Source organism: Clostridium sp. UBA6640 (assembly GCF_002455975.1).
Classification (GTDB): domain Bacteria; phylum Bacillota; class Clostridia; order Clostridiales; family Clostridiaceae; genus Clostridium_J.
Genome location: NZ_DKLM01000166.1, coordinates 1 through 23,699, shown reverse-complemented (window position 1 = coordinate 23,699; position 23,699 = coordinate 1). Strand labels below are relative to the sequence as shown.

23 protein-coding genes, 3 tRNA genes and 1 other RNA gene are annotated in these 23,699 nt (G+C 28.6%); 15 read left to right on the top strand and 12 right to left on the bottom strand.

All coding sequences use genetic code 11. The annotated features are described in order from the left end of the window. Positions 1 to 133: 133 nt before the first annotated feature. Both B2W91_RS19030 and B2W91_RS19025 read left to right on the top strand, forming a co-directional pair. Positions 134 to 210 (top strand) — tRNA-Arg (locus tag B2W91_RS19030). Positions 211 to 713: 503 nt separating this feature from the next. Then, positions 714 to 2,918 (top strand): methyl-accepting chemotaxis protein, encoded by a 2,205-nt coding sequence (locus tag B2W91_RS19025; RefSeq protein WP_291583778.1) that lies wholly within the window; start codon positions 714 to 716, stop codon positions 2,916 to 2,918. A 164-nt stretch (positions 2,919 to 3,082) separates the two neighbouring features. Here the strand turns inward: B2W91_RS19025 and B2W91_RS19020 are convergent, their stop codons facing one another. The 3 genes from B2W91_RS19020 to B2W91_RS19010 form a co-directional block, all read right to left on the bottom strand. Next, positions 3,083 to 3,970, bottom strand: coding sequence for a phosphatidylserine decarboxylase (locus B2W91_RS19020; RefSeq protein WP_291583777.1), 888 nt, complete (start codon positions 3,968 to 3,970; stop codon positions 3,083 to 3,085). Between the two features lie 235 nt (positions 3,971 to 4,205). Continuing rightward, on the bottom strand, positions 4,206 to 5,594 hold the full coding sequence (locus tag B2W91_RS19015) for an alanine/glycine:cation symporter family protein (RefSeq protein ID WP_291583776.1): 1,389 nt from the start codon (positions 5,592 to 5,594) through the stop codon (positions 4,206 to 4,208). Between the two features lie 293 nt (positions 5,595 to 5,887). Beyond that, positions 5,888 to 7,276: a pyruvate carboxylase subunit B gene (locus tag B2W91_RS19010; protein WP_291583775.1), complete on the bottom strand. Its 1,389-nt coding sequence runs from the start codon at positions 7,274 to 7,276 to the stop codon at positions 5,888 to 5,890. Between the two features lie 162 nt (positions 7,277 to 7,438). Here B2W91_RS19010 and B2W91_RS19005 point away from each other — a divergent pair, with 162 nt between their 5' ends. From B2W91_RS19005 to lgt, 5 genes are all read left to right on the top strand, one after another. Further along, on the top strand, positions 7,439 to 7,804 hold the full coding sequence (locus B2W91_RS19005; protein WP_291583774.1) for a hypothetical protein: 366 nt from the start codon (positions 7,439 to 7,441) through the stop codon (positions 7,802 to 7,804). A gap of 114 nt (positions 7,805 to 7,918) precedes the next feature. Further along, positions 7,919 to 7,995: transfer RNA gene (locus B2W91_RS19000), tRNA-Arg, on the top strand. Positions 7,996 to 8,106: 111 nt separating this feature from the next. Then, entirely contained in the window at positions 8,107 to 8,559 is a 453-nt protein-coding gene (gene tadA, locus B2W91_RS18995) for a tRNA adenosine(34) deaminase TadA (protein WP_291583773.1), read from the top strand. Next, complete coding sequence (locus B2W91_RS18990) at positions 8,556 to 8,801, top strand: (2Fe-2S)-binding protein (protein WP_291583771.1); 246 nt, start codon at positions 8,556 to 8,558, stop codon at positions 8,799 to 8,801. Before tadA ends, B2W91_RS18990 begins: the two co-directional genes overlap by 4 nt. Before the next feature lie 72 nt (positions 8,802 to 8,873). After that, positions 8,874 to 9,650 (top strand): prolipoprotein diacylglyceryl transferase, encoded by a 777-nt coding sequence (gene lgt, locus B2W91_RS18985; RefSeq protein WP_291583768.1) that lies wholly within the window; start codon positions 8,874 to 8,876, stop codon positions 9,648 to 9,650. Between the two features lie 115 nt (positions 9,651 to 9,765). On the opposite strand, the gene B2W91_RS18980 is transcribed toward lgt, so the two are convergent. Then, positions 9,766 to 10,455, bottom strand: a complete 690-nt coding sequence (locus B2W91_RS18980; RefSeq protein ID WP_291583767.1) for a TIGR00266 family protein — start codon at positions 10,453 to 10,455, stop codon at positions 9,766 to 9,768. A 391-nt stretch (positions 10,456 to 10,846) separates the two neighbouring features. Here B2W91_RS18980 and B2W91_RS18975 point away from each other — a divergent pair. The 8 genes from B2W91_RS18975 (at position 10,847) to B2W91_RS18940 (ending at position 17,086) form a co-directional block, all read left to right on the top strand. Further along, positions 10,847 to 10,936 (top strand) — tRNA-Ser (locus B2W91_RS18975). Positions 10,937 to 10,938: 2 nt separating this feature from the next. Further along, positions 10,939 to 11,204: signal recognition particle sRNA large type (gene ffs, locus B2W91_RS18970), an RNA gene on the top strand. A gap of 93 nt (positions 11,205 to 11,297) precedes the next feature. After that, positions 11,298 to 12,935, top strand: coding sequence for a DNA polymerase III subunit gamma/tau (dnaX, locus tag B2W91_RS18965; RefSeq protein WP_291583766.1), 1,638 nt, complete (start codon positions 11,298 to 11,300; stop codon positions 12,933 to 12,935). Positions 12,936 to 13,062: 127 nt separating this feature from the next. Further along, on the top strand, positions 13,063 to 13,404 hold the full coding sequence (locus B2W91_RS18960) for a YbaB/EbfC family nucleoid-associated protein (protein WP_291583764.1): 342 nt from the start codon (positions 13,063 to 13,065) through the stop codon (positions 13,402 to 13,404). A 56-nt stretch (positions 13,405 to 13,460) separates the two neighbouring features. After that, complete coding sequence (gene recR, locus B2W91_RS18955) at positions 13,461 to 14,057, top strand: recombination mediator RecR (RefSeq protein ID WP_039629849.1); 597 nt, start codon at positions 13,461 to 13,463, stop codon at positions 14,055 to 14,057. A 612-nt stretch (positions 14,058 to 14,669) separates the two neighbouring features. Then, positions 14,670 to 16,325: a methyl-accepting chemotaxis protein gene (locus B2W91_RS18950; RefSeq protein WP_291583762.1), complete on the top strand. Its 1,656-nt coding sequence runs from the start codon at positions 14,670 to 14,672 to the stop codon at positions 16,323 to 16,325. A 138-nt stretch (positions 16,326 to 16,463) separates the two neighbouring features. Beyond that, complete coding sequence (locus tag B2W91_RS18945) at positions 16,464 to 16,745, top strand: DUF2508 family protein (protein ID WP_291583760.1); 282 nt, start codon at positions 16,464 to 16,466, stop codon at positions 16,743 to 16,745. Between the two features lie 68 nt (positions 16,746 to 16,813). After that, the gene (locus B2W91_RS18940; protein WP_414633138.1) at positions 16,814 to 17,086 is read left to right on the top strand and encodes a pro-sigmaK processing inhibitor BofA family protein; all 273 of its coding nucleotides are present in this window, start codon (positions 16,814 to 16,816) and stop codon (positions 17,084 to 17,086) included. Between the two features lie 288 nt (positions 17,087 to 17,374). Here the strand turns inward: B2W91_RS18940 and B2W91_RS18935 are convergent, their stop codons facing one another. From B2W91_RS18935 to B2W91_RS18900, 8 genes are all read right to left on the bottom strand, one after another. Continuing rightward, positions 17,375 to 18,349 carry a DUF4097 family beta strand repeat-containing protein gene (locus tag B2W91_RS18935; protein ID WP_291583758.1) on the bottom strand — a complete coding sequence of 325 codons (975 nt, stop codon included), beginning with the start codon at positions 18,347 to 18,349 and terminating at the stop codon, positions 17,375 to 17,377. 17 nt (positions 18,350 to 18,366) lie between these two features. Then, positions 18,367 to 19,023, bottom strand: a complete 657-nt coding sequence (locus B2W91_RS18930) for a DUF1700 domain-containing protein (RefSeq protein ID WP_291583757.1) — start codon at positions 19,021 to 19,023, stop codon at positions 18,367 to 18,369. A 1-nt stretch (position 19,024) separates the two neighbouring features. Beyond that, complete coding sequence (locus B2W91_RS18925; RefSeq protein WP_291583756.1) at positions 19,025 to 19,339, bottom strand: PadR family transcriptional regulator; 315 nt, start codon at positions 19,337 to 19,339, stop codon at positions 19,025 to 19,027. 176 nt (positions 19,340 to 19,515) lie between these two features. After that, a complete protein-coding gene (locus B2W91_RS18920; RefSeq protein WP_291583755.1) occupies positions 19,516 to 20,190 on the bottom strand; it encodes a Crp/Fnr family transcriptional regulator in 675 nt (224 codons plus the stop codon). 86 nt (positions 20,191 to 20,276) lie between these two features. After that, positions 20,277 to 20,723, bottom strand: coding sequence for a gamma-glutamylcyclotransferase family protein (locus B2W91_RS18915; RefSeq protein ID WP_291583753.1), 447 nt, complete (start codon positions 20,721 to 20,723; stop codon positions 20,277 to 20,279). Next, on the bottom strand, positions 20,723 to 21,364 hold the full coding sequence (gene pcp, locus B2W91_RS18910; RefSeq protein ID WP_291583751.1) for a pyroglutamyl-peptidase I: 642 nt from the start codon (positions 21,362 to 21,364) through the stop codon (positions 20,723 to 20,725). The genes B2W91_RS18915 and pcp overlap by 1 nt, the downstream gene beginning before the upstream one ends. Positions 21,365 to 21,532: 168 nt before the next feature. Continuing rightward, a complete protein-coding gene (locus B2W91_RS18905) occupies positions 21,533 to 22,462 on the bottom strand; it encodes a DUF979 domain-containing protein (RefSeq protein ID WP_291583749.1) in 930 nt (309 codons plus the stop codon). Positions 22,463 to 22,480: 18 nt separating this feature from the next. Continuing rightward, positions 22,481 to 23,149, bottom strand: coding sequence for a DUF969 domain-containing protein (locus tag B2W91_RS18900; RefSeq protein WP_291583782.1), 669 nt, complete (start codon positions 23,147 to 23,149; stop codon positions 22,481 to 22,483). Between the last annotated feature and the right edge of the window lie 550 nt (positions 23,150 to 23,699).

Below are 23,699 nucleotides of genomic sequence, written 5' to 3'. Positions count from 1 at the left end.
TAAAATCATGTATAAGTTAAATTTTAATTGAGGAACCCTATAATAAATATCTCTACTAAATTAATAGTATAGATATCTACTATTGACTTTTTATTGTTAAATTGTTATAATAATTATGTTTCAAACAATATATGCGTCGGTAGCTCAGTTGGATAGAGTAGCTGGCTACGAACCAGTTGGCCGGGAGTTCGAATCTTCTCCGACGCACCATAAACCTAGTAACTTAAATGGTTACTAGGTTTTTTTATTTTCTTTTTAATTCATTAATATATATATAATTATTACTAAAATAACATCGAGTTATTTTAGAAAGAGTATCTTTAAAAAAGGGATCATTTGATTACTAAATTATTGTGAGGTATATAGAAGTGAAAGAAATTTATTTAGGGAGGCGTTTAAGAAGTACAATCAAAGTATTAGTATTTGTAATATAGAGGAAGATAAATTTAATCAACTTTCTCAAAACTAAATATAAAAGCTTACTCTGACAAATAATTTAAGTTATATGTTATATAAAAACTGTAAGGGATAAATTATAAAGTTATAATAAGCTTAAACTATATTTATTATAGCAAAAATTAGTTTTATTTCATAAATAAGTATCAATAAGTTACAAATTCTTCTTAAATAATTTTTAAATATGAGTTTTATAATGAAATTATGCTATAATAAATCTAATATTATGAAATTTTAGGCAATAAGGGGTTGTTTACATGGGGGGTAAAAAAGGGGCAAAATCTTTAAAGCTTAAAGAAAAGCTCAGTAAGATTAAACTAAAGAGAAAAAATAAAGGAATAAAGAGTGTAAAATTTGAAAGAAAGAGGATAAATTTTAAAAACTTTAAATTCTCATCAATTAAAAATATGACTATGTCATCTATAGGAATGAAAATATCAGTAATTATTAGTGGTATAGTAATTGTTGCTATGATAGTTACAGGAATTTTTATTCATAATAAAGCTAGCAGTATTATTTCCAATTTAAGCAAACAAGAAATGTCATCAATAGTAGATAAATCGATAGATACAATAAGTATAATGATTGAAAAGTATAGTATGGAGGTTGCATCACTTGCTAGTGCCAAAGATAACTGTGATATTTTAGTAAATAAAAATTCTTCAGATCCTAAGGTTCAATTAGAAGCTACTAAATTATCAGAGAAGATGAATAAGTATTTTAAAGATTATATAGGAAATAATTTGTCAATGGAAAGAGTATCTTTAATAGACTTATCAGGAAAAATAATTGCAGATAGTGAAAGTGAGTTTATTGGAAGTAGCGTAGAAGGAACTTCTTTTCATGAAAGCAGCTCAGGCGGTGCTAAAGTAATAAGTAATACTATGAAGTCTGAAAAGAGCGATAGGTCAATTATAGTATTTACTTATCCTGTTCAAGATTATGATAATCACGGCCAATGCGTAGGATATATAGCTTCATATGTGTATACAGACAGCTTTGCTAAGTATTTGAAAAATATAAATGTTAATACCACTACTTCAAGTTTTAGTTTTTTATTAGATGAAACAGGAAATTATATACATCATAAGAACCCTGAACTTTTAGGTAGTGAAGTTCAAATAGATGAAATTAAAGAAATTGTTGATAAAGCTAAAAAAGGAATGAAAGTTGATATAGGAGCTTTAGAATATGTAGATTATAATGATAAGATGATATCTGCTTATGGAATAATACCTAGAACTAATTGGACTTTAGTAGTATCAGCTTATGCAGGAGAGATTATGGCACCTGTAAATGCCATGACTAATACTATAATTTTAATAGCTTTAATAGTAATAATAACATGCTTAGTGTTTGCATTTATAATAGCAAGATTCTTAATAAAACCTATAATAAGAGCTAAAGAGCTAGTAATAAAGACTTCTAAACTAGATTTAACGGAAGATAATATTAATCATAGCAAATTTAGTAAAGACGAGATAGGACAAATATCTAAATCTGTTGTTCAGATGAGGAGTGCATTAAGAGATGTAGTTAAGAGTCTTATAAATGTAGAAGAAATGGTAAATAAAAATGCAGAAATAGTAGAAAAATCTACAGCTATACTAAGAGAAAAAGCAGAAGAAACATCTATGGAGACTTCAGTGGTATCTGCAGGTATACAGGAAACAGCAGCTACATCTGAAGAAATGTCCGCATCTTCAGAGAATATGAAATTAGGTATAAATAATATTGCTTCAGAATCTTTAAATGGATCACAGTTAACTAAGGATATAGTAACAAAAGCAATAGAAATTGAAAAGATATCTAAACAGTCTAAGGAAGAAACTCAAACTTTGTATAATGATGTAAAAGAAGAATTAGAAGTTGCAATAGAAGCATCTAAAGGAGTTAATCAAATTCATAGTCTAGCTAACGCTATACTTAAAATTACAGAGCAAACTAATTTATTAGCATTAAATGCAGCAATAGAAGCAGCTAGAGCAGGAGAAGCAGGAAGAGGATTTGCGGTAGTTGCAGATGAAGTAAGAAAGCTTGCAGTAGAATCGGGTAAAACAGCATCTAATATACAAAATGTTGTAAAAACAGTATATAGCTCTGTTGAAAATCTTTCTAAGAGTTCAGAAAAAATGATAGAATTTATGGAGAAACAAATAAACAGAGATTATGAGAGAATGATTGATACAGGTAAACAATACTCAAAGGATGCTGATATATTTAATAACTTCATGCTTGAATTTAGCGATGAGGCTCAAAGATTAAATGCACATGTAGAAGGTATAGTTAAAGCTATAGAGGATGTATCTACTACTTTAAGTGAAGGTTCCTCAGGGGTATTTAATATTTCAGCTAAAACAGAAGATATAGTAGATAAAATTGAAGAAATAAACAGTGCGTCTATTGAAAATAAGAATAGCGCTATCAAACTTACCGAAATAACATCAAAGTTCAAATTATAAGAATGAGTTAGAATAAGGTAATTTAAAATAACTAGTCAATATGATTGTTTATTTTGAGCCATACTGCGTAGTAAGAATCTCATAGGAGAACTTGTTACTTGTATGACACAAAATATACCTAATCTTTGACTAGTTATTTTCTTTCATATGCCTGAGCTTAGAGTTTAAATTCTAACTCCTATTTTTTCTCCCATTTTTACTATTACCTCAATATCTTTTTTACTATGATATATAATATCCTCATCAAGCTTTAATTTATCCTTTTCTACTAATATTATTACAGTAGATCCTCCAAATTTAAAAAAGCCTTTTTCATCACCTTTATAAACTTTAGAATTTTCTTTATAGGTTTGAATTATGCCACCTACACAAGTAGCACCAACTTCTAGATATAATAAATCTCCAAAGTTTTCACTATGTAGTATACTATATTCACGCTTATTTGCTGTAAATACCTTACTAACTTTTTCAAGAGCTATAGGACTTACAGAATAATAGCTACCTTTAATTTTGGTAGTAGATGAACAAACTCCATCATCTATAAAATGAAATCTATGATAATCAGTAGGGCACAATCTGAAAATTAAACATATTCCACCTTTATATTTATCAGACAGCTCTTTAGAACCTAGAATTTCCTTTAAAGAATAATCAAAACCTTTAACTTTAAAGCTAAGATTTTCATCTATATTATCTATAGATAATAGTCTACTATCGGAAGGAGATATAAATATGTTCTTATCTTTACTAATCTCTCTAGCTGTAGGTTTTAATTTTCTATAGAAGAAATCATTAAATGAAGTATATTCATCAATAGGCTTTTCATATTCATCCATATTCAAATTAAAGTCTTTTACAAAGCTTTTAATTTTTTTTGAACTTAATTTTGTATCACAGTATTGGCCATAGAATTTTGAAAAGAGCTTACGCTTAATCAATAATTCTAGAAATCCCTTACCTATAGGAGATTCATAACTCCATTTAAGCATATTTTCTCCTGCTACTTTTTCTATCTCATAAGATTTACTTCTTCTATCATAATACTTTATCATAGCATCAACCTCTAAATTTAATTTATATATTTAAAAAATAACCAGTCAATATATGTATAAGTCTGACCAATTTTTTTCTTATATACGTCTTATATAAACATATTATATGTAAATCAATAATTTTACAATAAAAAACCACTAGTAATAGTTACTAGTAGTTTTTCATCTATAGTAAAATATAAATTTGGTATATATAAATATACTTATTTTAAATCTATACTAATTTGTGGATAAATTAGCTTTTAAATGTATTAGTTTTATCTATATCGATACCTTTAAGCTGTTCATAATCATTCATGCTTTTAACAACTAATCCACTAAGAGCTAGCACTGCTATTAGGTTAGGAATAACCATTAAGGCATTAAGAGTATCAGCAAGCTCCCAAACTAAATCAACTTTTAAAAGAGAACCAACAAATACGAAGATCATAACTAAAATTCTATAAGGTGTTAATCCTTTATTACCAAATAAATACTTAATGTTTGATTCTCCAAAGAAATACCATCCTATAATTGTTGAAAAAGCAAAGAATAATAAACATATAGCTATAAATCCTTGACCATATGAACCTAGTGATAGCTCAAAAGCCCTTTGAGTTAATGCAATAGCTGTTTCTCCAGATTCTAATGCACCACTAGTTAATATAACTAACGCAGTTAAAGTTAAGATTACAAAAGTATCAATAAAAACACTTATGATAGCTACAGAACCCTGTTCTCCTGGATGTTTAACATTTGCAACAGCATGAGCATGAGGAGTAGAACCCATACCAGCTTCATTAGAGAATAATCCTCTAGCAACACCATATCTTACTGCTTGCTTAATTGTTATTCCTATAACACCACCAGCAACTGCTTGAGGATTAAATGCACCTACAATTATTGACCTTAAAGCAGGTATAATTTGGCCTGCATTTAATATTATAATTATTAAGGAAGCTAAAATATATAAGCCAGCCATTAAAGGAACAACCTTTTCTGTAACAGAAGCTATACGTCCCATTCCTCCAAAGAATACAAATCCTGCAAGTAATGCAACAACTATACCAGCAATAAATGTTGGAAGTCCAAAGGCATTATTAAATGCTTGAGAAATAGAATTGGATTGTACTATATTTCCCATAAATCCTAAAGCTAATATACAAGATATTGCAAAGAATCCAGCTAAAAATTTAGCTATTTTTTTATTTTTCAATCCATTTCTAATATAATAAGCAGGACCTCCTGTAACCTCACCATCAACTCTCGTTTTAAAGAGCTGTGCTAGTGTTGCCTCTGCATATATTGTAGCCATGCCTAAGAATGCACTTAACCACATCCAAAATATTGCACCAGGTCCCCCAGAAGCTATAGCAGTAGCAGCTCCAGCTAGGTTCCCTGTTCCTACCTGTGCTGCAATTGCTGTTGATAGCGCTTGGAAAGAACTCATCCCGTCTTTACCAGCTTTTTTTCCTTTTAAGTTTAATCCCCCAAAAATTCTTCTAAAACCTTCTCCAAATTTTCTTACTTGGATAAATTTTAGTTTGAAACTGAAATAAATTCCCGTTCCACACAGCAAAACTAATAAAATGTAGTTCAATAAAATATCATTTATTGATTTTACTATCTCGAGCAAAAAGTCCATTATAAATCCCCCTTTTTAAAATTATTAGTACACTATTAATTATAAATTAATAACGGAGTAATTGAAATTAACAAAATATTAAAAAGTTACTCAAAGTAACTCATTTTTACAATTTAATTCTTATTTTTAAATATAGTTAAATTTTATTTAATTTATGAATAAAATAATTTCAATAATATGTTATAGTATATGCTAAATTTTATCTTATAATGTAGTGAAAATAATTAACTAGTAATAGCATAAATTGATAATCTAAAAAGGTATTGATACTTTAAAGTATCAATACCTTTTTGTTAAATTACTTCACTTTTAGTTTGAACTCTTAAATCTTCATTTGAAGGTTTAGAAGCTCTATTTTTAAAGAATTCTTCAGCAATCTGAGGAAAGGCAAGATATGATAGTATATCCTCATTTGTTGAAATTTTATCTTTAAGTATTTCTTTGGTCTTTTCAAAAGCAGGCTCTAAGCTATCAGCAAATCTTCCTTTTATTGGCTGATCATCACCTAAAGCTTTTTTCATTACTTCTTCATTTATTTTGCCAGGAGCTTTACCATATTCGCCCTTACAGTAAGCTTTAACCTCTTTAAGCACCATTTTATATCTTTCACCAGTTAATACGTTAACTGTTGCTTGAGTACCAACCATTTGACTCATAGGAGTAACAAGTGGTGGAAAACCTAAATCCTCTCTTACTCTTGGAACTTCTGCTAGAACTAGATCCAATTTATCAATGGAATTTTGAGATTTAAGTTGAGCAATCATATTTGATAGCATACCACCAGGTATTTGGTTTGTTAATCCTTCTGGTTGAGGAGTTAAAACTTTAGAATCAAGTAATCCTGATTTTAGTACTTCGGCTCTTATTGGTTTAAAGAAATTATTTATATAAGTTAATTTATCTATGCTTAAATTTGTATTAAATCCAGCAGAAGTTAATGATTGATGCATAGTTTCAGTTGGTGGTTGTGATGTACCACTTGAAAATGAAGATATAGCAGTATCTATGCCATCAACTCCTGCTTCAGCAGCTTTATAATAAGACATTTCAGCTAATCCATTTGTGCAATGGGAGTGCAGGAATACTGGTATTTTAACTTCTGACTTTATACTTTTAACTAAATCATGTGCTATATCAGGCATTATAAGGCCTGCCATATCTTTAATACATATAGAGTGAGCTCCCATATTTTCTAATTGTTTAGCTAAATTTGTATAATTCTTAACGTCATGTATAGGGCTTACTGTATAAACTATAGTACCTTGTGCATGTGCACCTTGCTTAATAGTTTCATCCATAGCTACTTCAATATTAGAGAAATCATTTAAAGCGTCAAAAATTCTAATTATATCCATTCCATGATAAACAGACATTTTTATAAACTCTCTTACAACATCATCAGGATAGTGTTTATACCCTAATATATTCTGTCCTCTCAAAAGCATTTGTAGAGGAGTCTTTTTCACTATACTTTTTATTTTCTTTAATCTTTCCCATGGATCTTCATTTAAATATCTTAAGCAAGAGTCGAAGGTAGCCCCTCCCCAACACTCAAGTGAATAATATCCTGCATTATCTAGGTCCTTAAGTATAGGTGCAAACTCATTAAAAGGAAGCCTTGTTGCAATTAATGATTGGTTTGCATCCCTTAGAACTGTCTCAGTTATATGAATTTTTTTCATTAATAATTCCCCCTATAATCTAGTCTCATACACTTGTATTTTAGCATAAAGCTCAATAAAAATCTGCAATAAATCATTTATTTGTCTGAAAAATTATATATTATAATATTATTATGGTAATTTAAGAATACAAAATTAATAATCAGTATGGAGGAAATAAATATGAATGAAAAAAATAAATACAAAGTTATATTTGCAGTAATAGCTTGTATAGTTTTTGGAAGTGGATTATTTTTAGATAGACCAATTAATAAAAGTTCACTTATTCGGCGGATAATTATATATCTAAGTTTTATTATAGGTATTATTACTGGAGGTAGTATGAATATCAAAAGAAAACATATTATATTTCTACTATCAATGATTTTATCAATAACATTAATAACAATTCTTTCGATAAAAGAAATTATTCCAGGTTGTTTTTTCATTCCTTATATTCTTACAATTGTTGGATTGTCTATTATCCTTGTTTTATACAAGACAATAAAAAATTTAATACTTTATTATAAAAGTAATGAAGATGAATAAGAGATTAAATTATTAGGATATTTGAGCAATAATGAAATCTAAGTTTTTCCACATATTATCAAAGAAATCTTGACATTAGTAGTAGTAAATAATTATAATGTAATTATAATATTTGCGCCCGTAGCTCAGTAGGATAGAGCAACCCCCTCCTAAGGGGTAGGCCGGAGGTTCGACTCCTCTCGTGCGCACCAAAGCTTAGTAAAGTTTTCCTTTACTAAGCTTTTTATTTTATATATGATAAAGTTATAAGCTATAATTTTAAGGAATTTAGACAAAAATATATAATAAGTTAAGGAGAAGCTATGGAAGATAACTTTATGAATGAAGCTATAATAGAAGCAAAAAAAGCTTTAGAGTTAGAAGAAATACCTGTAGGTGCAGTTATTGTAAAAGATAATAAAATAATTGCAAGAGCACATAATCTAAAGGAAAGATTAAATGATCCAACCTGCCATGCAGAGATTCTTGCTATAAAGGAAGCTTCAAAGGTGTTAAATTCATGGAGGCTTACTGGATGTAGTATGTATGTTACATTAGAACCATGTCCTATGTGTGCAGGAGCTATAGTTCAAAGTAGATTATCCAAACTTTATATAGGGACTTTTGATGAAAGAAGTGGAGCTTGTGGTTCTGTAATGAATATAGTACAAAATGATTTTTTAAACCATTGGGTAGATGTGAAATGGACTTATGAAGAAAGCTGTAGCATTCTACTGCAAAATTTTTTTAAGAAGAAAAGGAGTGATAATAAATGACAGATAATAATAAATTTGTTAGCGATGAAGAAAAAAAGAAAATGGTATTAGATAAAATGACAAAAGTATGTATATGCAAGGCAATACCAAGATCAAAAATAAAAGAAGCAATAAAATCTGGTGCAACTACCGTGGAAGAGGTAAATAAGATTGTAGGTTCAGGCAGCGGTGGATGTAAAGGGAGAAGATGTGGTCCCAAAATTGAAGAACTTATAAATATGTATAAAAATGGTGAGTTCTAAAAAATATATAGTTAGTTTAGGCTGGACTATGTATAATAGATTAAAGAATAAGAAAGAAAGGGGATGAGGTTAATGGATCCAATTGCATTTAGTTTGTTTGGTATTGATATAGCATGGTATGGAATTTGTATAGCTATTGGAGTTGTAACAGCATTACTTTTAGCTCAATATACTTGTAAATTAGTTAACATAGATTATGATGATATGCTAACTGTATTTTTAATAACTTTTCCACTTGCTATAGTTGGAGCAAGACTTTATTACGTTATTTTTGAATTTGATCAATATAGAGATAATTTAATGAGTATCTTTAATACAAGAAGAGGTGGCTTAGCCATACATGGAGGTATAATAGCAGCAATTATTGTAGTTGCTATATATTGCAATAAAAAGAAAATCAATTTTTTCGATATTATGGATATGGCTGCACCATGCATAATATTAGCTCAAGGAATAGGAAGATGGGGAAATTTCTTTAATCAAGAAGCTCATGGCGGTCCTGTAACAGAAGCTTTTATTAGTAAATTTCCTCAATTTATACAAAATGGTATGTTAATAGAGGGGACATATTATCATCCTACATTTTTATATGAAAGTATATGGAATGTATTGGTATGCTTATTGCTTTTATATATGTTAAAAAAAGTTTCAAAAAAAGGTGTTATATTCTTTAGTTACATAGGTTTATATTCTGTAGCAAGACTTTTTATAGAAGGTCTTAGAACAGATAGTTTAATGCTAGGTAGTATAAGAATGGCTCAGTTAGTAAGTATAATAGGTATATTAATATGGGTAGCAGGGGTAATATACTGCTATAAGTTTAATAGAGATAGAAGATCAATAAATTGATAAATCTATACATTAGAAATAGTAATACTTAGGTATGATGATTTAAAAGTAAAAGAGCAATTATTNNAATAATTGCTCTTTTACTTTTACTAATAGTTATGTGCATATTTTATTTTTAATCTCTCTTACTAGAAATAGGAATATAAGGATGTAATTTTGAAGCTAAATTACTCAGAGGCATTGTTTGAAGATATACTTTTCCTGGTCCTCGTAATGTAGTTAGAAATAGCCCTTCACCACCAAATAATACATTTTTAACTCCTTTAACCATTTCTATATCAAAATGAACACTAGCTTCGAAAGCAGCTACATGGCCAGTATCTACTTTAATGGTTTCTCCAGGAGCTAAATTTACTTCTTCAACATGGCCATCAAACTCTAAAAATACAATTCCTGGACCAGTCATTCTTTGAAGTATAAACCCTTCACCACCAAAAAAACCAGTAGAAAGTCTCTTTTTAAGATGAATTTTAAATTCTACAGAAGTTTCTGCTGCTAAGAAAGCCCCTTTTTGACATATTAATGTTTCTCCAGCATATAAATTTTTTGCAACAATTCTTCCAGGCACTGAAGATGGAAAAGCGATACTTCCATTACTGTGAGTACATGTAAAGGTATTTAAAAAAACACTGTCACCAGATAATGCTCTTCCTATACCTGCAAAAAGGCCCCCTTTCATATTTGTATCCATTTCAATGTTGTCACTCATCCATCCCATTGCACCAGATTCAGAAACTAGAGTTTCTCCAGCATTTAATGAACAGATTACATCAGGAAGATTTCCACCTTTAATTTCATAATTCATATTGTAGACCTCTCTTTAATATAATTTTTATATGTATAAATACAAATTATTATAATATATTTAAAACATACTGAAAAAATAAATAGTAAATATAACTAAAAATATGCTTCATATCTTTACCTAATTACTTTTTTCATATATAATTATACGAGATTATAAAAAAATTAGCATTTAAAACAATTATAAAACTTTTATGAAAAAAGTATTTTAAAAACATCTTAAAAACATCTTAAAAGCATATTAAAAAATAGTAAGATTTAATAAAATTTAAGAAATTCAACAAAAAAATTTACTTTGAGGTATTATAATCCAGTTTTATTTAAAATAACCACTTGCAACTATAGATTAATAATAGTATAATCTTATATACGTAAGTAACTAAATAATATATGGAGAGATGTCCGAGCGGCTTAAGGAGCACGCCTGGAACGCGTGTGTAGGGGAAACTCTACCGAGGGTTCAAATCCCTCTCTCTCCGCCATGTTGTACTAGATGGGGAGTTAGCGGTGCCCTGTAACCTGCAATCCGCTACAGCAGGATTGAATTCCTCGCCTAGGTTTTAGTTTGTGTGGTCTGGCCTATGTAAGTGGCGTTGAGAATTGGGTCCCACGCAATGGAGATTCATGAACCTCGTCAGATCCGGAAGGAAGCAGCGATAAGTGAAACCCTCCATGTGCCGTGGATTAACCTGGTTTGAGTTAACTGCATGGGTAACGCACATAAATTAATTATCAAAGCGAGGTGTACAGCTTTAATTTTAAAAGACAAGATGCAAAATTGCATCTTTTTTTATTATATGTAAAAACTTATAATATGTATATAAGGCTAAAAGAGGTGAGAATATGGCGTACACTGCATTATATAGAGAATATAGACCTAAAACTTTTGAAGATGTAGTAGGTCAAGTACATATAACTACTACTTTAAAAAATGCTATAAAAACAGAAAGAATTGCTCATGCTTATCTTTTATGTGGTACAAGAGGAACAGGAAAAACGTCTACAGCAAAAATAATTTCAAAGGCTGTTAATTGCTTAAATCCTAAAGAGGGGGAACCATGTAATGAATGCGATATGTGCAATAAGATTAATAGTGGCACTGCAATAGACGTAATTGAACTAGATGCGGCCTCTCATAATGGTGTAGATAATATAAGAGATATAATAGAAGATGTTCAATATCCTCCTCAAGAAGCTAAATATAAAGTTTATATTATAGATGAGGTTCATATGCTATCAGTAGGTGCAGTAAATGCTTTTTTAAAGACTTTAGAAGAACCTCCAAATAGAGTAATTTTTATTTTAGCTACTACAGATCCTCAAAAGTTACCTATAACTATACTCTCCAGATGCCAAAGATTTGATTTTAAAAGAATTAAAAATGAAGATATATTTTTAATTCTTAAAAACATAATAGATCGTATGGGAGTATATGCAGAAGATAAGAGTTTAAAACTAGTTTCAAGAATTTCTGATGGTGCAGCCAGAGATGCTCTTAGTATATTAGATCAAGCAATTTCTATGAGTGACGGTAGGGTAGAATATGAGAACATAGTTCAAATGTTAGGACTTATGACTAATGAAGGACTTATTAAGCTTACAGATGCAGTTATAGATAAAGATATTGAGAAATCTATAAGAGAAATTAATGAAATAGTACAATTAGGTAAAGATATTCATTTATTTATAAAAGATATGACTACTCATATGAGAAACCTTATGATGATTAAAATAAGTGATAGCCCTGATGAAGTATTAGATATGTCCATAGAAAATATTGAGCTTTTAAAAAATCAAGCTCATAAAATTAGAGTAGAGGAAATAATGAGGTATATAAAAATACTTCAAGAGACAGAGGAAAATTCCAAATACTCAAAGCAAGGAAGAATATATTTAGAACTTGCTGTAATTAAAATGTGTAAAATTGAATATGATACATCAATGGAAATAATGCTTTCTAGATTAAATAAAATAGAAGAATCTATAAAAAATGGTACTATTAAAGTAAGTGAAAATAAGGTATCGGAAATAAATAATATTAAAAAAGTAAATGCTCCTATATCAAAGCCTAAGACAGAAAGTGTTGTTAAGGAAGATATTGCAAGTATTGAGGTCACCGATGATGCTTATGGCGAAAGTAATATTACCTTGGAAATGGTTAAAAAATCCTTTAAAGATATTCAACAATTATTAAAGGGAAGAAAAAATATGGTTTTAGCCGCAGCACTTATGGTTAGTGAAGTTAATTATGTAAAAGGAAATGTTATAAATATAATTTTTTCTAAAGAATATTCTTTTCATAAAAACAGATTAGAAAAAGATGATAGTAAAAAAGTAATTGATGATATATTTTCTGAGGTTTTAAAAGAAAAGGTTAGGGTTACATATTCTATTGATGGACCTAAAGATGTAGAGAAACCTAAGGAAGAAATATTATTTGATACTTTTTCAAAAGATTTAGTAGAAATAGTGGATGAATAGAGAAATTAGAATATTATATTATTAAGATATTTCATTAATAATATAGAAATTTTTTAATTTTAGTTACATTATTAATGAATATTATATATACTAATATATTGATACTATATTTTAAGGAGGTATTATTATGGCAAAAGGCGGATTTCCAGGAATGGGCGGAGGAAGCATGAATAACTTAATAAAACAAGCTCAAAAATTCCAAAAACAAATGGAGGATATGCAAAAAGATCTAGAGGTTAAAACTTTTGAAGGAACAGCTGGTGGTGGTGCAGTTACTACTACAGTAAACGGAAAAAGAGAAATATTAAAGGTTAGCATAAAACCAGATGTTGTTGATCCAGATGATGTTGAAATGTTAGAAGACTTAGTAATGCTTGCTTGTAATGAAGCTCTAAAGACAGCAGAAGAAGAGACAAACAGCTCAATGGGAAAACTAACAGGTGGATTTAATATGCCAGGTATGTTCTAATATAAATTTAACTAAAGTATTCTTCCTATTTAAGGGGGATTTTAGAGGTGAATGGATTGGATTTTTATCCTGTATCAATAGAAAAACTTATAGAAGAGTTTGCTAAGCTACCTGGTATAGGAAGCAAAACAGCTCAAAGACTAACTCTTCATGTTTTAAATCTTCCTAGAGAGGAAGTAGAAGAGTTTGCTAATGCACTTATAAAGGCGAGAGGAACAATAAAATATTGTTCAATTTGTGGAAACTTTACAGATAGTGACCCATGTTCTATTTGCTCTAACCCTAATAGAGATAAAACAACAATTTGTGTTGTTGAACAACCAAAAGACATTATGACAATGGAAAAGGTTAGAGAGTTTAATGGAGTATACCATGTATTACATGGGACTATATCACCTATGAGTGGAAGAGGTCCAGAAGATATAAAGTTAAAGGAACTTATAACAAGAATAAATGGGGAGCCAAAAGAAATTATAGTTGCCACAAATCCTAATATTGAAGGTGAAGCAACAGCTATGTATATTTCTAAAATATTAAAACCTTTTGGAATAAGGGTAACAAGAATAGCCCATGGAGTACCAGTAGGTGGAGATTTAGAATATGCAGATGAAGTGACTCTTTCAAAAGCATTAGAAGGCAGAAAAGAAATATGATATTGTTTATTTCACAATGTCTTAAGTAAAATAAATTTATGTTTAGAAGTAAAAAGTTTTGTCAGATAGTCGTAGATTTAAAGAAGTAAAAAGCTTTAAATCTACGACTTTTTTATCATAATAAAAATTTATTTAAAGCATGGAAAATTGTAATTTGTAAGTTTATTTAAGAATAAAATAAGCTTAAGAATAACTTCAGCTTTAACAAAGATTAGTAAGAATATAAATCGTAATATATAGGCTAAAGAGATATAAGATAAAATATCTTCTGATTTATATAGTATGTTTGGAAAAGATTTTAGAGGAGTATCAAAGAATACTTTAAATGAAGATGTAAATTTAAGTTATACAGTAATAGATATGAAAGTAGAAAAACTATAAACATTAATGTTTAAATAAAATAATTTATATATTAATGTTTTATCCTCATTTTAGATTTTAAATAAAATGAGGATATTTTTTACAACAAAATTGTAATTAAAGTCCCTTATATAGATTTAAATTGAATTTTTGGTAACATTGTTATATAATCACATTAATTATCATTTAGTAAATATTATTAAATGATAATTTATAATTATGTTTAATTTAAATATGGGGGGAGAGTACGTCATGAAGATAAAAATTAAAGATAAACTGAAGTTTATATGTATATGCTATATTGCACTGATAGCTTTAACAGTAGTAATGAATTTTAGAACATATAAAGAAATAAATGGGGATAGCAGCTTTATAAACTATTTTGGAAAAATGAGAGCATATAATTATAGAATGGCACAACTATCTTCCAATATTGTTTTAGCTCCAGATGATAAGGAAAGCTTAGAAGCTTTAGAGGTAAAGATAAAGGACATAGATAATATGTTTGAGGATTTAGTAAGTGGCAATAGTGAATTAGATATAAAACCTATAGATAATGATAGTATAAAGAATAATCTTAATGATGTAAAAATTCAATGGGAAAAAGAATTTAAGCCAGCCTATATAAATATTTTAGAAAAGGGTAATAAAAATTCTTGGACATTTATAAAAGATAATGTAAATAAATATGTTAACTCTATTGATGATATAGTTGTAGAATATACTTTATATTCTAAGGGGAAAATTAGCTCTGCTAAAAATAAAAGTATTTTTATATTAGGAAGTTCTATAATTTTAAGTGTAATTTTTGCTACTTTAATGATAAAGGCTATAATGAAACCATTAATAAAAATTAAGGATGAGCTTGAAGTTATCTCAAAAGGAGAAGGGGATTTAAGAAAAGAAATATTATATAAATATAATGATGAAATAGGTGAATTAACTAAGTACTTTAACGGATTTATTAGTAAAATAAGAGAAATTGTTGGAACTATATTTAATTCTTCAAGGATGTTAAAGGAATCAGTAGCATCCATGCAAGTTATAAATGATGAACTTGGAAGAGCAACAGAAACTATTTCGATATCAATGCAGAATGTATCTTCAGGAAGTATAGAGCAATCCAATATGATTCAAGAGATTATGTCTCAGACAGAGGGGGTAAACTCAGAAATTACTGATATTATGGAAAAGATTGACATTTTGCTAGTTCAATTAGAAAACAGCAAAAATTCTTCTATTGAAGGAAAGCAAATATTAAATAAAGAAATTGAAGAGTTAAAAGGCCTTGTTTTAAATACAAAAGAATTATCTAATACAGTAAATGAATTAGAAAGAGATTCACAGGATATACAAGGTATGCTAAATATTATAAATCAAATATCTTCTCAAACAAATTTATTAGCATTAAATGCATCTATAGAGGCGTCAAGAGTAGGAGAACACGGACGAGGTTTTTCTGTTATAGCAGAGGAAATTAGGAAATTATCAGATGAGAGCAGAGAATCAACAGAAAAAATAGAAAATATAATTAAATATAGACTTGAGAAGATATTTAATATTGGAGAGCATATGAATATTATCTTAAATCAAATAACTACTTATCAACAAGATATGAGTGATGTTGAAATGAAATTTAATGAGGCTACAGAGAAAGCTAATGAAGAGTATTTAGAAATGAAGAATATTAGAGAGATAAATTATAATGTAAAAGAAGAATTTAAAGAAATTAATTCATCTATTAGTAAGGTTGCTTATATTGCAGAAGAAAACTCAGTGAATTCCCAGGAAATTGCAGCATCGATTGAAGAACAAGCAGCATCCTTTGAACAGGTCAATAATAATATGGATTCAATAAATCAATTATCTATTGACTTAAATGAAGTAATTGGAAAGTTCAAGATATAACATAATAATTTATAAAGATGATTTTAATAATAAATATGTTTATTTTTTATAGTTTTAGTCTATAAATTTGTAAATAAGAATAAGCCTTCTACTAAATGTCAATAATTTGAAATATACATTATAGTAGGAGGTTTTTTTATGGATAGAAAAAAAGTTATAGAAATGATTTGTGACTATAATAAGTATGATGAAGAGCAAAAGCAAATAATCAATCATCTTGAAGAGGCAAGAGTTGAGTGGGAAAGTGCTAGAATTTGTTTTCAGTTTGTAAGCGACCCTAAACTTATTGATTTAGTAATATATAAGGAAGATGAAGCTAAAGCAAGATATATATATTTTCTTTCACTTGCAAAGGAAAAAGGTATAAAATTAGATGCAACCTTAATGGTAGAACAATTGAATTCAGCTAGTAGATGGTAATTAAATTAAGCTTTCATATGTAAGAGGATAATACTATATATTAGTAGTATATTTATCATATAATATATATGAGAGGAGATGAATTTGTGGAATATGCTATTTTTTTTATAATTGCAGTTTTAGGGCTAATTATAGTAGGAAAGCTATTTGCATGGCCACTTAAAATATTAGGAAAGTTAGTGATTAATGCCATAGCTGGAGGAATATTATTATTTCTAATAAATTTTGTAGGTGGACCTTTTGGTATAGATATAGCCATAAATCCTACTACAGCGCTTATAGCAGGATTTTTAGGAGTTCCTGGAGTTTTATTCCTTATTATATTCAAATCATTTATATAGGGGATCTGAGAGAAAGTATCCTAACATAGAAACTGTATATTTCCTAAAAGATGCTAAGACATCTTTAAAAAATAATAGACCAGTATGTCAGATTATTTTTCATCATACTACATTGTCAGAACCTGACTTCTTATCTGATATAATATATACTAACATTTTTGGTTTATAATTTTCTTTCAGATGCTTAAATTAAAAATCGTGGCTTAATGCCACGATTTTTAATATTGCAATTATTTTCAGATGTAAATAGTTTATAACAAAATAATAAAGAGTACCCAAAGATACTCCTTATTCATATATACTAATATTTCCTGATGTAGTAGATATATTTAAATTATGCTTAACGTTATCTCCAATAGTTGCTTGAAGTTTTTTCTTAGATTTTTCTAGAACTTTTATTGGAGGAAATACGTCAATATCTCCGGAAATTGTTTTTAAATCTACTTTTATTCCAACATCGTTAGAGATTTCTATATCTATATCTCCAGAGATAGTACTTCCATTTATATCTCCTAATAATTTATTACAACTAATATTGCCAGAAGTGGTATTAAAGTTTAAATTGCCTCTAACATTATTAAGATTTAGTTCACCAGAAGTAGAATTAAATTTATTATTATTATCTTTTAAAATAATATTAGTTGCATCCAGATCTGCTGATGTAGAGTGAAATATAAAATTATTCATTTCCATATCTTTTAAAGTTAAACTTCCAGAAGTAGAGTTAAAATCTAAAGAAGATAAGTTTAAATTCTCTATATACCCATCGCCAGAAGTTGTGGAAATATCCAGTGAGTTATTATAAGTTTTGGGTATATATATATCTATCTTTCCATTGTTCATATTGAAAAAGAAATTATTTGGAGTTTTGTAAGTCTCTATACTAATTTCATTTTGATCTTTATTTATTTTAAGTTGAGATTCATTAAAATTATTATTAGTCTGTATATTAGAAGATAATTTAACTTTAAGTTCATTTTCATCATAAGGTATTATAGTAACCTCATAAGAGGTGGTATTTATAGATAGTAAGTCTATATCATCTAATGGAAATACTTTTTCTTCATTGATATTGCGGTATTTATAGCTACTGTCATTAAAAATTTCATTATAGATATTATAGAAATTAGAAGTTAAATTTAAATTATTAATAGTCATATTTTTAATAGAAATTCCGAAAATGAGAAAAGAAGAAGTAAAGCAAACTACCATTATAATTATTAATGATAGTATAATAGTTTTTAATTTTTTACCATTAAACATAAAGCATCTCCATTTCATTATATTTGTAGTTGTAATTTAAACCAATCTAATACTTTAATACTTAGCACATAAATAGCTTTGCATAGGAATAACCCAAATAAGAATATTAAAACACCTAGTATACTAAGGCCAATTCCTAGAAGTACAGCCCCTATTAACGGAACAGAAAATGGAATAGATATAAATGGAAGTGCAGCAGTGCCAACTAATCCACCTATAATCGTACCTATTCCACCAACGAAGAATCCTATAGACATTCCAAATATACCTAAAATTAATCCTCCTATAGCAGATATTACAGGAAGGCCAATTATAACCAAAGCAATAATACCTATAATTTTCATTGCTTTTGAAAATCCATCATCTGAATTATAAGGTTTATTGTATCTAGTATTATCATAGCTATCTTTTCTATATGGATTATTATATTGATTTTGATTATTATATTGTTGTCTTGCATTGTATTCATTACCGTTCATTCCAAAATTAGCCTTATATTGAGAACAAATAGTATAAGGATCACCTAATTCTCTTATTATTTCTTCATCTGTCTTTCCATTTTCTTTTCCTACTCTAAAATGCTCTTCGTAGTCATAGATTATCTCCATTCTTTCATTTGCGGGAAAATCATATAAACCTTGTGATAAAATGCTTATAAATTGATCCTTAGTCATATTAACACCCCTCTTTAATAACATTGTTAACGCTTTCCATAAATTCAGACCACTCTTTAGATAACTTTTCTTTAGTTCTTATTCCAGAATCGGTTATTCTATAATATTTTCTAGGAGGCCCCTCCTGAGATTCTTGAAGGTAGGTTGTAAAATATCCCTCTTGTGTAAGTCTTCTTAAAATAGGATAGATTGTTCCATCAGAGATTTGTATATTTTTTGATATTTCATTTACAAGCTCATAACCATAGCAATCTTTCATTGAAACTACTGATAATACACAAAGCTCCAAAACTCCCTTTTTTAATTGAACATTCATTAAATCACCTCTAATAATTGATAGGAAATAAATTATGTAATTTAACATTAAAAGTTAATTTATAGCTATATTATACTAATTAGTATTATACATTGCAAGATACTAAACTATATGTTTATACAATATGATTTATTAATAAAAAGTGTTCAAAAAACCATTTACTAAAAATAAATGGTTTAAGTAAGCTGAGAAAGCTTTTTTAAAGCTTCCATATTTAATATGCGGATTTCTTTATTTTTTATATCTATAACATTCTCATTTTTAAGTTCATTAATAATTCTCGTAACAGTTACTCTAGAACAACCTATTAAATTAGCTAGCTCTTGGTGGGTCATAGTCAAATTTATACTATATTTGTTATTAGAATTTTTAGGTGTTAATACTGCCAATCTATATAGTGTAGAAGCAATTCTAGTTTTAGGAGATTCAGCTAAAAAATCATTAATTTGAGATAGAGCAATTCTATATTTACGAATTAAGCTATGTATGAAAAATCTATATGTATTGGGGTATTGTATTAAAAATTTATCGAGTTTAGTATCTTCAATATAACTTACAGTTACATCTTCAACGGATAATGCTTTAACATCAATATGATCATCTACAAAATATGAAGATTCCCCTAAAATTTCTCCGCCTATAAGGTAAAATAATACTTTTTCATGTCCTGTGGAGGTAAGGGTAGAAACTTTTACAGTACCAGACATCACAATAATGACATTATGATTTGGCATAGGAGAGATTTCTTGATTTTTTTTAAAATCTATAATTTTCCCTAAAGGTGCTAATTCCTGTAAAAAAAAAGCTCTCATGTCATTTTGCTTATTCATGTTAAATAATTTCTCGTACATGGATACTCACCAACCTTTTATAAATAAAAAAGAGTAAACGGGAGTTTACTCTCTTAATATAATATTAGCTTAATTTAGTAAATTTATTAAGCATCTTTTTTAAATTTTGTCATAAAGTTTTTCCAATCTCCATGAGAAATATATATTTTATGTTTATTAAATTCATCTTCATCATTTAATCCGTACTTATATACATAACATTTTTCAATGGTGCCAGTTTCAACTATTTCAACATCCATAATGGTTCTAATATACTCATTATCAGTACTATTTTCACCATAGTAGCCTTCCATTTCATCCATTGCAACCATTATTTCTTCATAATTATCTACAGTCATAACTTCACCATATATATAATCATCACCGTCTAATACAGCAGGATATCCTTTATTGGGCATATGAAATAATTTACCTTTAATTTTAGCAGCTTCACAATTTAAAACATTGCCTTTTAGATATTTGTCATAATTAAAAAATCCTGTCCTTAAACTACCATATACAAATACTTTTCTTTTTTCTATCGGTTTAATCATTAGCAAATAGCCCCTCCAACTATTTTGACGTCTTTGTTATTTTCTACGGCTGCTTTTATACATAATTCAAGTCCTCTTGATATATCAGTTAATGACATGCAAGGAGTATTTGGTTTAGTTATAACTTGATTTGGTATAAATGGAACGTGAATAAAGCCACCTTTTATATTAGGATATTTTTTATCAACTAAATATAATATTCCATACATAACATGATTACATACAAATGTACCAGCAGTATTTGATACTGATCCTGGAATACCATTTTCATTCATTTCCTTAACCATAGCTTTTATTGGTAAGTTACTAAAATATGCAGATTGTCCGTCTTCATATATTGACAGGTCTATTGGCTGATTACCTTCATTATCTTTAATTCTAGCGTCATCTATATTAATAGCAACTCTTTCTGGTGTTACTCCAAATCTACCACCTGCTTGTCCAATTGATATAACTATATCAGGATTATGTTTTTCTATTGCACTTTCTATATGCTCTAAAGCTTTTCTAAAAACAGTTGGAATTTCAATCTTTATAACTTCTGCTTCAGAAATTGTATTAGGTAGCAATTTAACTGCCTCTAGTGCAGGGTTTACACTTTCTCCACCAAATGGGTCAAAACCTGTAATTAAAACTTTCATTATTCTTCCTCCTAATGTTAATTTATTTTAATAATCACCATCTAATATAATAATCGCAGATGGTAAAATCATTATGATTTTTATTAAGTTTATTAATTTTTATGATTATATATTTTAAAAATTCATCTCCAATCTATAATCATATGGAGATGAATTTTTAAATTTAAATTAAAATGCTAAGAAATACATAAGCGCTATATGAACTACTAATAATAGTAAAGCTACTGGTGCTTGATATTTAATAACGATATTATTATCTTTTGTTTCTAGTAATGCTGCAGGCATAACGTTAAAGTTTGCAGCCATTGGAGTTAATAATGTTCCGCAGTATCCAGCAGTTAATGCTAACGCACCAGCTATAGCAGGATTAGCACCTTGTGCGTAAACGAAAGGTATACCAACACCAGCAGTTATAACGGCAAAGGCAGCAAAAGCATTTCCCATTATCATTGTAAATACTGCCATACCTACACAGTAGGCAATTACCCCTGCTAATATATTTCCATTAGGTATAAAGGTTGATATTCCAGATGCAATTACATCACCAACACCAGCAGCAGTAAATACTGCACCTAACGCAGCTAGTAATTGAGGTAATATGCTTGTAGGTCCAACAGATTGAAGCATTCTGTTTCCATCCTCTACAAGATTTTTAGGATTTGCTTTTGTAACAAGGAATGTGATTATAATTGCAGCTATAGCAGATATCCCAATGGCAACAGTTCCAGGGAATTTAGTAAACTGAGCAATAACAAGTGCAAAGACAGCTATTGAAACTGAAGGAATAAATATTTTGTCTTTAAGTTTTTTAGCTTGGTCTTCGCTGAATTTAGCTTCAGGCATCTTTAGGTTACCTATATTAACTTGTTTCATAGCAGTTAATACTCCAAGGAATACAAGCATTCCACCTACAACAGTTGATGGTAAAAACTTGCCTAATATAAATATGATAGAAAGTATTATCCAAAATAAAGTTGTTCCAATTCTAGTTTTATGATTTGTATCTTTAAAAGTAATAATCCCAGTTGTTAACATTAAAAGTCCAACCATTATATAAAAAACTTCAAGCAGTATGTCTGATATAACTTTTATATCCATATATAAATCCTCCTTATATTAGTTTTTCTTTGATGCTTTTCTAGCTATAGATTTATCTAACAAGTGATTTTGTACTACTACAAATAGAAATGAAATTACAGCAATAGGTATTGAAGCTTTAGCAACATCTAATGTGTTTACTGCATATCCAAGTTCTTCTAAAGTACCAGCAATTAATAAAACCCCTGAGCTTGCAAGGAATACATTCTGTCCATAGAAATTACCGTAGTTCTCCATAGCAGCCGCCGCCCCTTTAATTTTATCAACTGTGATTTCATCAAGTTCACCATGTTTACTAATAGCAGCACCCTGTGCCATAGGATTTATAAGTGGTCTTATAAATTGAGCATGACCTCCAAGTCTTACTGAGAAGGCAGCAGCTAATTCTCTAATGAATAAATAAAGAGTTAACATTTTTCCAGCAGTTAAGCTTTTAGCATTTTTAATTAATGTGACAGCCCTATCTTTCAATCCGTATCTTTCACATATACCTATAACAGGAAGTGTTAGTATAAATAATGACATATGCCTTTGACTTACAAATGTTTTACCTAATATATCTAGGATTTCAATAATGTTTAGTTTTGCAACTAATCCAGTAACTACTCCAGCAGATAAAACTACTGCTATAGTATCAAATTTAAGAGCAAATCCAATAATAACTATAACTATACCGATTAATTTAATCATTGATTACTACACCCTTTCTTTATTGTAGAATATATTTATTTAAAAAATTTCTTGTTATTTTCATATTATACTGACAATTAACACATAAATCTGTATCCACAGATACAAAAGCGAAGAATATTTAGTAGAAAAATGTAGAAGAAAATCTATATAATAATAAGAAAGGATATCTAAGGTGAACAATTTTCAAATAAAATTGCATAAATGGAAAGTTTTTGAATAAATTTAAATAACTACTCCAGGTGTATCTACATATAAAAAGGCAAGCATACTTAAGTAAAACATAGTATTTAAAGTATAATACCAAGTAAATGGTGTTTTTCAAGGAACCAAGAATTTTGTTTATGATAAGATAGATATTGTCGTTAGGGAGCAGACAAGTTCAAAGCTAAACGACATAGTTCAGCGTTCAGCACTTGAAAACAGTTATTAAAAATAAAAATAAAAAAACTGTTGACAAGAAGAAACGAAGCTGATAAAATAGTAAGAGTCGTCAGGTGATGACGGTAAAAATTACTAAATAAATTGGTCTTTGAAAATTAAACAG